Origin of the sequence: Mesorhizobium sp. M7A.F.Ca.CA.004.12.1.1 (assembly GCF_003997835.1) — a bacterium.
Taxonomy (GTDB): Bacteria; Pseudomonadota; Alphaproteobacteria; order Rhizobiales; family Rhizobiaceae; genus Mesorhizobium.
The window spans coordinates 1-4999 of sequence record NZ_RZRK01000463.1 but is presented as its reverse complement, the minus strand read 5'-3'; the positions used below and the strand labels follow the sequence as shown (position 1 = coordinate 4999).

Below are 4999 nucleotides of genomic sequence, written 5' to 3'. Positions count from 1 at the left end.
GTAGGAGACGTTGGCGCGGACGCTCATATGCGGAAACAGCGCGTAGGACTGGAACATCAGATTGACCGGCCGCTTGTTGGGCGGGGTTTTGGCAATGTCGCGGCCGTCGAGCAGGATGCGCCCCTCATTGGGCGTCTCGAAGCCTGCCAGCATGCGCAGCAGCGTGGTCTTGCCGCAGCCCGACGGGCCGAGCAGCGCGAAGAACTCATTCTCGCGGATGTCGAGCGAGATGCCGTCGACGGCGGTCACCCGGCCGAAATTTTTCGACACATGATCGATGGCCAGAAGCGTGCGGGGTTCGCTCATTGGCCTATGATCCCACGGTTGAGCCGCTGCGACAGGGTCAGCGCGGTGATCGAGACCGCCATGACTATGGTCGCCAGCGCGTTGATCTCCGGCGTGATGCCGAAGCGGATCATGGCGTAGATCTGCATCGGCAGCGTCGTCGATGCGCGGCCGGCGCCGGCGGTGAAGAAGGCGATGATGAACTCGTCGACCGAGAGCGTGAAGGCGAGCAGCGCGCCGGCGATCACCGCCGGCGCGATGACCGGCAATGTCACCCGCCTGAACGTGGTGAGCGCGGAGGCGCCGAGATCAGCGGAGGCCTCGACGATCGACCAGTCGAAGCTCTTCAGCCTTGCGCGCACCACCGAGCAGACGAAGGCGAGATTGAAGACGACATGGGCGAGGATGATCGTGTGCAGGCCCATGGTCAGGTTGAGCATGGAGAACAACGACAGCAGCGCGATCGCCAGCACGATGTCGGGAATGATCATCGGCGCGAAGATCAGCGCTTCGAGGCCCTTGCCGTACTGCCGGCGCATCTCGATGCCGATCGCCAGCAGCGTGCCGAGCAATGTTGCGATTGCGGTCGACACCAGCGCCACGATCAGCGTGTTGAGCGCAGCGGACAGGATGGCGCTGTTCGAGGCCAGCGAGGCATACCATTTCAGCGAGAATCCCGACCATGCGGTCGGCAGCCCACCTTCGTTGAAAGACAGCGCCACCAGCACGGCGATCGGGATGTAGAGGAAAGCGAAGACCAGGCTCAGCACGAGCCAGAGCGTGCGCCGCGTGGCGGGGGAGCGCTCAGCCATCGGTGCCTCCGCCGGCTTGCGCGGCGTGGCCCGAGGCGCGATTGGCGGCCAGCGCCTGCGCCATCAGCACCAGAAGCATGATGGCGATCAGCGCCATCGCGAGCGCGGCGCCGAACGGCCAGTCGTTGGCGGTCAGGAACTGGTCGTAGACGAGGTTGCCGATCATCTGGAAGCGGCCGCCGCCGAGCAGCGCGGGCGTGACGAAATTGCCGATCGACAGCACGAAGACAAACACTGCGCCGGCGGCAATGCCCGGCACGGTCAGCGGCAGGATGACACGGCGGAATGTGGTGGCGGCGGAGGCGCCGAGGTCACGCGAGGCCTCGGCGAGTTCCGGGTTGAGGCGCGACAGTGGCGCGTAGCAGGCGAGGATGACGAAGGGCAAATAGTTGTAGACGAGGCCGGCGATGACCGCGCCTTCCGTATAGAGCATCGATGGTGGCTCGCCGGTGTAGCCGAACCAGCGCAACAACTGCGTGATCAGGCCTTCGCGGTTGAGCAGCACGATCCACGCATAGGTGCGGATGAGGTAATTGGACCAGAACGGCAGCACGGCGAAGAACAGGAACACCGGCTGCCACCGGCGCGGGGCGGCTGCGATGGCGTAGGCGGCGGCATAGCCGATCACCACCGCGATCAGGGTGGCGGTGCCGGCGATGCGCGCCGAATTGAGGAAGATGCCGGCATAGAGCGGGTCGAAGACCAGGCCGAAATTCTCCAGCGTGAAGGTGTATTCGATGCCGCCATAGATGCCGCGCCGGAAGAAGGCGAGCGCCAGCACCAGCGCGCACGGCACCACTATCAAGGCGGCGAGCCATGCCAGCGCCGGGGCCATCAGGAGGGAGGAGCGGGAGGGGGTGTATTTCACGGAGGAGCGCCCCCCTCTGGCCTGCCGGCCATCTCCCCCTCAAGGGGGGAGATCAGCAGCTCGAACCTCTCGCTTACATCCAGATATCGAAGATTGGCGAAAGCGACGCCACAGCCAATCTCCCCCCTTGAGGGGGAGATGGCCGGCAGGCCAGAGGGGGGCGACATGGAACGCAAGCTTAATTCCAAGATGCTGTTGGAACAGTCCCTACTGCGCCGCCTTGATCTCGCTGACGATCTTCGAATAGTCGCGCTGGGCGTCGCCGACGTCACGCAACTGCTCGAACTTGACGAGATCGGCCACCGGCATCGCCATGTTGGGGAATTTGGCCAGGAAATCGGCCGGCAGGCTTTCCATGGCTGGCTTGTTCGGCACCTTGTAGTCGATGTTCTGCGCCGCCCAGGCGTGGTTCTTGGCGTCGAGCATGAAGTTGATGAACTGGAAGGCGGCATCCTTGTTGGCGGAGGCCTTCATCACCACCATCGTGTCAACCCAGAGGTCGGAGCCTTCCTTGGGAATGACGTATTTGATCTCTGGCTTTTCGGCGATGCCGTAATTGCACCAGCCGTCCCATGCCTGCACCATCAGCGCCTCGCCGGACACCAGCTTGGAATAGAAGGTGGTGTCGTCATAGGCGAGCAGGGTCTTCTTGGCCGAGATCAGCAGATCCTTGACCTCAGCCATCTTGGCCGGGTCGGTTTCGTTGACCGAATAGCCCTTGTCGAGCTGGCCAGCAGCCAGCAGCCAGCGGTCGGTCGCCAGCATGGTGGTCTTGCCCTTCAATTCGTCGGATGGCGCGAGCAGGTCGCTCCAGCTGGTGGGCGCAACCTTCATCAGGTCCGAACGGTAGCAGAGGCCGGTCGTGCCCCAGGTGTAGGGCACCGAGAATGCATTGCCGGCATCGTGCGGCAGCTTGGTTGCCTCGGGATAGAGATTGGTGAGGTTCGGGATCTTGGCGTGGTCGATCGGCTCGGTCAGGCCGAGCTTGTTCAGCACCTCGGCGAAGGGCGAAGAAACGAAGACCACGTCATAGCCCTTGCCGCCGGCGGCGATGAGCTTGCCCATGATCTCTTCATTGGTGGCGTGCACCACCACTTCGCCCGACACGCCGGTGGCGGTCTTGAAGGCGGCCATGGCGTCAGGCGCCATGTAGCCGTCCCAGTTGGAAATGACGAGGTCGGCAGCCGTCGCCGGCGCGGACAGCGCCAAGGCCAGGCCAAGTGCGATCGAAGATGTTTTCAGCGCACGGCGCCGCAGGCTGGTAGCGGTCATGACAGACTCCCATTTCGGTTGATCGTCGAATTGCATTCGCCGGACCAACGCCTGCGACCCTTGCCGCTGCCTCGATCCCGTTCCCTCGGTCTTTTTCTCGCCGATTGCCCTGACAGTACTATTGCAGAAAAAAGTACGTCAATCCATAATTTGCTAAGCGATCGTGGAATCTGGCCGATTGCGTCCGTGCGGGCGATCGGTCAGATCAATGCGGTCATGTCGTTTTCCACGAGACCAGTCATGCAAGCCGCAGCCCGACGACCTCGCACCAACCACCTCGATCTGGCGCAGCGCATCCTGGATGTGGCGCGGCAGCGCGGTTTTGAGCCCGGCGCACGCTTGCCGGAGCAGCAGATCGCTTCGTTGTGCAATGTCTCGCGCACGCCGGTGCGGGCGGCTCTCGGCCTGCTCGCTGAACGGGGTGTCGTGCGCTGGGAGGCAGATTCCGGTTATCACCTGGCCATCGACCTCACCGCGCAGGCTTCAGTCGCCACGGAACTGCCCGCCGCCGAGGAGGACGAGTTGGCCGAGGCGATCCTGCGCGACCGGTCGGCGCGTCGGCTGGACCAGACGGTGACCGTCGCGGGGCTGATACGGCGCTACAGTGCCGAGCGCAAGACGGTACTAAAAGCACTTAACAAACTGACCGAAGAGAATTTGTTGGACCGAGCGCCTGGCCAGTCCTGGCTGTTTCGGCGCACGCCCGACGATCCAGAGGCGCAAGGCGACAGCTATGAGTTCCGCTTGCTGCTGGAACCCGCGGCCATCCTGACGCCGGGCTTCCGGCTGGACGGCGCGCGGGCGGCGACGTTGCGCCAGGCTATGGAAGCGCTGGTGGCGCTGCCGGACGCCGCATTCGATACACGCGAGTTCCAGCGGCTGGACATCGATTTTCACGGCATGCTCGCTGAGGGCTGCGCCAACCGCTTCGTTGCTGATGCGCTGGCCGATCATCTCAGGCTGCGCCGGCTGCCGGGCATCTATGCCGGCGTCAACGTCTTCCGCCTGCGGCAATCGCTGCGCGAACACCTTGTTATACTCGACCATCTTGAAAGCCTGCAGTATGAGGTGGCGGCCGATCTGCTTCGTATCCACCTGCGGCTTTCCCGCAACCAGCGACCGCAGGCGGCCAGTCGCGGGGCGCCCGCCCTGTTCGGCATGATCAGCCGGCCGGAATGACGAGGAATAATTGACGCGTAAAGCCAGCCCGACCATCGCGCTGTTTCCCGAAGCCAGTTTCGGCGCGGCGTTGAATTGCGTCGGCATCGCGCAGGCATTGCGTGCCAAGGGAGCCCGGCCCGTCTTCATTTGCCATGCCGGCTTTTCCGGCGTCTTTGCCGACTATGGTTTCCAGGAATACCAGCTGCCGACCGACGAGCCGCTGAGCGACAGCGAACGCCAGAGCTATTGGCAGGCCTTCGTGCGCCGGCACCTGCCGCATTTCCGGCTGAGCCCGATCGACCAGCTGGAAACCTATGTCGCGCCGACCTGGCAGGCCATCGTCGACACTGCGGTCAATGCCGAGGCGCCGCTGCGCCAATTGCTGGCGCGGCTGAAGCCGGACGCGGTGGTGCTCGACAATGTCATCATGTTCCCGGCGATATCAGCCGCCGGCTGTCCCTGGGTGCGTGTCGTCTCCTGCGCCGAGACCGAGCTGCCGGACACCAATGTGCCGCCCTACCTGTCGGGGCTTGGTGCGGATGACCCGCAACGCGCGGCGTTCGAGGCAAGGTATCTGGCGGCTTGCGCGCCCGCACATGAC

Annotated in this window: 5 protein-coding genes and 1 pseudogene; 2 read left to right on the top strand and 4 right to left on the bottom strand. The window is 64.1% G+C overall.

Translation table 11 applies throughout. The features are described from left to right. The 4 genes from EN984_RS22525 to EN984_RS22505 all read right to left on the bottom strand — a co-directional run. Positions 1-306: ABC transporter ATP-binding protein (locus EN984_RS22525; RefSeq protein ID WP_164765581.1), on the bottom strand; the 306-nt coding region annotated here is incomplete at its 3' end. Then, on the bottom strand, positions 303-1097 hold the full coding sequence (locus EN984_RS22520; protein WP_127266969.1) for an ABC transporter permease: 795 nt from the start codon (positions 1095-1097) through the stop codon (positions 303-305). The genes EN984_RS22520 and EN984_RS22525, both read right to left, overlap by 4 nt. Next, positions 1090-1932, bottom strand: coding sequence for an ABC transporter permease (locus EN984_RS22515; protein WP_127266981.1), 843 nt, complete (start codon positions 1930-1932; stop codon positions 1090-1092). The genes EN984_RS22520 and EN984_RS22515 overlap by 8 nt, the downstream gene beginning before the upstream one ends. A gap of 240 nt (positions 1933-2172) precedes the next feature. Then, positions 2173-3237, bottom strand: coding sequence for a spermidine/putrescine ABC transporter substrate-binding protein (locus tag EN984_RS22505; RefSeq protein ID WP_127266967.1), 1065 nt, complete (start codon positions 3235-3237; stop codon positions 2173-2175). Between the two features lie 18 nt (positions 3238-3255). Between EN984_RS22505 and EN984_RS22500 the strand changes: the two genes are divergently transcribed. Next, positions 3256-4416: a GntR family transcriptional regulator gene (locus tag EN984_RS22500; RefSeq protein WP_236382938.1), complete on the top strand. Its 1161-nt coding sequence runs from the start codon at positions 3256-3258 to the stop codon at positions 4414-4416. A gap of 10 nt (positions 4417-4426) precedes the next feature. Next, a pseudogene (locus EN984_RS22495) lies at positions 4427-4999 on the top strand (glycosyl transferase family 1); the annotation flags it as partial.

Bases quoted from the DNA above. Each gene is read 5' to 3' on its own strand.
- EN984_RS22505 (WP_127266967.1), bottom strand. From the start codon at position 3,237: ATGACCGCTACCAGCCTGCGGCGCCGTGCGCTGAAAACATCTTCGATC.
- EN984_RS22515 (WP_127266981.1), bottom strand. From the start codon at position 1,932: ATGGCCCCGGCGCTGGCATGGCTCGCCGCCTTGATAGTGGTGCCGTGC.
- EN984_RS22520 (WP_127266969.1), bottom strand. From the start codon at position 1,097: ATGGCTGAGCGCTCCCCCGCCACGCGGCGCACGCTCTGGCTCGTGCTG.